General features: G+C 69.3%; 4 protein-coding genes. 2 read left to right on the plus strand and 2 right to left on the minus strand.

Features of this window, described 5'->3' with window-relative positions; all coding sequences use genetic code 11:
- Positions 1-805, minus strand: an 805-nt coding sequence (locus GA0115259_RS02675; protein WP_093590255.1) for a tRNA (adenine-N1)-methyltransferase, incomplete at its 3' end; no start/stop codon positions are given.
- A gap of 142 nt (positions 806-947) precedes the next feature.
- Positions 948-2,189 carry a site-2 protease family protein gene (locus tag GA0115259_RS02680; protein ID WP_093590258.1) on the minus strand — a complete coding sequence of 414 codons (1,242 nt, stop codon included), beginning with the start codon at positions 2,187-2,189 and terminating at the stop codon, positions 948-950.
- A 64-nt stretch (positions 2,190-2,253) separates the two neighbouring features.
- Between GA0115259_RS02680 and GA0115259_RS02685 the strand changes: the two genes are divergently transcribed.
- A complete protein-coding gene (locus GA0115259_RS02685; RefSeq protein ID WP_093590261.1) occupies positions 2,254-3,177 on the plus strand; it encodes a RecB family exonuclease in 924 nt (307 codons plus the stop codon).
- Positions 3,178-3,252: 75 nt separating this feature from the next.
- Positions 3,253-3,924: a response regulator gene (locus tag GA0115259_RS02690; RefSeq protein WP_046498782.1), complete on the plus strand. Its 672-nt coding sequence runs from the start codon at positions 3,253-3,255 to the stop codon at positions 3,922-3,924.
- The last annotated feature ends 123 nt before the right edge of the window (positions 3,925-4,047 follow it).

The following is a 4,047-nucleotide window of genomic DNA, read 5'->3' on the forward strand; positions in this document are numbered from 1 at the left end:
CCGCGAGCCGACGGGCGGTCACGAGAAAGCCGGTGTGGCCGATCATGCGGTGGTCCGGACGTACGGCAAGGCCCTCGACATGCCAGTTGCGGATCATCGACTCCCAGGCTGCCGGCTCGTTGAACGTGCCGAACTCCCGGATCGTCTCGACCGTGCGGGCGAGCTGAGTGGTCGTCGCAACATAGGCGCAGAGGATGCCGCCCGGGACGAGCGCCTTGGAGACGGCCTCGATACACTCCCAGGGCGCGAGCATGTCCAGAATGACCCGGTCGACATCCGTGTCCGACAGATTGTCCTGGAGGTCACCGACCGTCAGCTCCCAGGCGGGATGTGGTCCGCCGAAGTAGCGCTCCACATTCTGCTGGGCGATCTCGGCGAAGTCCTGGCGGCGCTCGTAGGAGTGCAGCATGCCCTGGTCACCGATGACACGCAGCAGAAAGCTGCTGAGCGAGCCGGAGCCCACACCCGCCTCGACGACGCGCGCGCCGGGGAAGATGTCGGCGAAGGCCAGGATCTGGCCGGCGTCCTTCGGATAGACCACGGCGGCGCCGCGGGGCATGGACAGGACATAGTCGGGGAGCAGGGGGCGCAGCGCGAGATAGGCGACGTTTCCCGTGGTACGGACAACACTGCCCTCGGGAGCACCGATCAGCTCGTCGTGCGGGAAGGACCCTTTATGGGTGTGGAAGTTCTTCCCGGCTTCGAGCGTGAAGGTGTAGTGGCGTCCCTTGGGGTCGGTGAGCTGAACCTGGTCCCCGACCTTGAAGGGGCCGCGTCTACGGGCGGCGCCGGTCGGTTCGGACATGCCCCCAGCTTAGCCCCTCCTTTTTGGGGCTCGGTTCGCCTGCGGCCGTGCGCAACCACAACGTCTCCGCAACCCGGACCCGTCCGGGCTGGCCGTTCCGTCCTCAATCGCCGGACCGGCTGGGTATGCGTCCCGCGCCGGCCTACTGCGGGCGGGCCATCGCTGAGACGAAGGCTCGTTCCACGTCCGCCGTCGACAGGACTCCGTAGATCGCGCCGGACTCCTCCAGTACCAGATACTCCGTCGCGGGATTCGCCCTCAGCCGGTCCAGGAGCGCCTCGCCCGCCAGTTCCGCCGGGACCTTCATGCCCTCCGTGAGGTCCTGGGCGAGTCCGCTCACCGCGACCCAAGGGCGGCGGTGCTGGGGTACGCCGACGATCGAGGACTCCCGCACCAGGCCCGTCGGATCGCCCTTGCCGTCCACGACGACCAGGGCGCGCGCACCCGCCTCGTTGGCCCGGCGCAGGGCCTCGGACAGCGGCGTGCTGGACTCGACGGGTACCGCACGGCGGGTGAGCGCGCGGGCCTGGAGCTCGGGCAGGTGCTCACGGAGCCGGGCCATCCGCAGGCTGTTGCCCGCGCCGGTCCAGATGATCGCGGCCAGGATCGCGGCGAGCAGCGCGTCGGTGACCGTCTCCATGCCGCTGACCTGGGTCGTGGACGTACCGAGCGCTCCAGTCTGGGTGAGCAGCGGAAGGCCGATGAGGACCGCGACGGCGAGTCCGCGGCCGACCCAGGCGGCGGCCACGGTGCCGCTCATCGGCTTGCCGGTGATCTTCCAGACGACCGCGCGCAGCATCCGGCCGCCGTCGAGCGGGAGACCGGGCAGCAGATTGAAGGCGGCGACGATCAGATTGGAGACCATCAGACCGGCGAGCAGGACGCCGGGGACCGTACCGGCCTCGACAGCCAGCAGACCGAGGTAGAAGAGCCCGGCGAGCACCAGGGAGAGCAGCGGGCCCACGAAGGCCAGTACGAACTCACGGCCCGGTGTCTCGGACTCCTTCTCGATCTCCGAGACACCGCCGAAGAACTGGAGCTGGATACGGCGCACCGGCAGTTTGAAGCGCAGCGCGGCGACCGTATGGGCCAGTTCATGGACGAGTACGGAAGCGTAGAAGGCGACCGCGAAGAAGAGGGAGACCAGGTATCTGAGGCCGCCCAGCTCGGGCAGGACCCGGTCGAGCTGGCCGCCGAAGATCCAGGTGATGAGCGCGGCCACCAGGAACCAGCTCGGGGCGACATAGACAGGCACACCGAACGGGCGGCCCATGAGGATGCCGCCGCCCGGGTCTTCGCGCTTCGACGGCTTCCCGTCGGGACCCGTGTTCCCGTCGCCGGGCCGCGGCTGCCTGCTCTCGCCGCTCTCGTCGTCCTCTTTCACGGGTTCCCTTCGTTCGCGGCAGCGTCACTCGCTCGATCATGCAGTGCGAGTGGCTCTGTAGTCGATGGTATTCGGATCGCTGTCAGTGTCGGGCCATAGGGTCTGCGTCATGAGTACGAGCCTGCCGCCCACTTCACTGTCTCCGTCGCGCGCGAGCGACTTCATGCAGTGCCCTCTGCTGTACCGGTTCCGGGTGATCGACAAGCTGCCGGAGAAGCCGAGCGAGGCGGCCACGCGCGGCACGCTGGTGCACGCCGTGCTGGAGCGGCTCTTCGACGCGCCCGCCGACGAGCGCACGGCGCCGCGCGCCAAGGCGCTGATCCCCGGCCAGTGGGACCGGCTGCTGGAGTCCCGGCCCGAGCTGAGCGAGCTGTTCGCCGAGGACACGGAGGGCGAGCGGCTGACGCGCTGGCTGGGCCAGGCGGAGGAGCTGGTGGAGCGGTGGTTCTCGCTGGAGGATCCGACGCGTCTGGAGCCCGCTGAGCGTGAGCTGTTCGTGGAGACGGAGCTGGAGTCGGGGCTGCGGCTGCGCGGAGTGATCGACCGCGTCGATGTGGCGCCGACGGGCGAGGTGCGGATCGTCGACTACAAGACGGGCAAGGCGCCCCGCCCCGAGTACGCGGAGGGAGCGCTGTTCCAGATGACCTTCTACGCGCTGGTGATCTGGCGGCTGAAGCGGGTGGTGCCGCGCCGGCTCCAGCTCGTCTATCTGGGCAGCGGCGAGGTGGTGACCTACGACCCGGTGGAGGCGGATCTGAAGCGGGTGGAGCGCAAGCTGCTTGCGCTGTGGGACGCGATCAAGGCGGCCACCGAGACGGGCGACTGGCGGCCTCGGCCGACCAAGCTGTGCGGCTGGTGTGATCATCAGGCCTTCTGTCCGGAATTCGGCGGCACACCTCCCGTATATCCGCTGAGCGTGCAGCCCCCCAACAAGGCTGCCGAGGCTGCCGAGGCGGACAGGACCGACAGGACCGACGGAAGCGTGTAGCGCGGTTCACGCCCGGCGGAATCACGCGGGGGCGGTCAGGGCAGAATGGGGCGGGCCCTAGTGAAGGAGTTCCCCGTGACTGTCCGCGTCCTACTGGTCGACGACCAGCCGCTGCTGCGCACCGGCTTCCGGATGATCCTGGAGGCCGAGCAGGACATCGCGGTCGTCGGCGAGGCCGGGGACGGCCTCCAGGCCATCGACCAGGTCCGCGCGCTCCAGCCCGATGTGGTGCTGATGGACATCCGGATGCCCAGGATGGACGGAGTCGAGGCGACCCGTCAGATCACCGGACCCGGGCGGGACGGTCCGGCGAAGGTGCTCGTCCTGACCACCTTCGACCTCGACGAGTATGTGGTGGAGGCGCTGCGCGCCGGAGCCAGCGGCTTTCTCCTCAAGGACGCGCCCGCCAATGAGCTGGTACAGGCGATCCGGGTGGTGGCGGCGGGCGAGGCGATGCTGGCGCCGAGCATCACACGCCGGCTGCTCGACAAGTACGCAGACCATCTGCCCTCCGGCGAGGAGCCGGTGCCCGACACCCTGCACACGCTCACCGAGCGCGAGGTCGAGGTGCTCAAGCTGGTCGCGCGCGGGCTGTCGAACGCCGAGATCGCCGCGGATCTCTTCGTCAGCGAGACCACGGTCAAGACGCATGTGGGCCATGTGCTGACCAAGCTGGGGCTGCGTGACCGGGTGCAGGCGGCGGTGTACGCGTACGAGAGCGGCCTGGTGCGCCCCGGCGCCCAGTAGTAGGCCCGGTAGGCCCAGCAGCGGCGGGTACGGCACACAGCGAGCAAGAGGCACAAGAGGCCAAGAGGCACAAGAGGCAGGGACACACATACGGCTGAGGCCGGCCGGGGCGCGCCCCGGCCG

Source organism: Streptomyces sp. MnatMP-M17 (genome assembly GCF_900091995.1).
Taxonomy (GTDB): Bacteria; Actinomycetota; Actinomycetes; order Streptomycetales; family Streptomycetaceae; genus Streptomyces.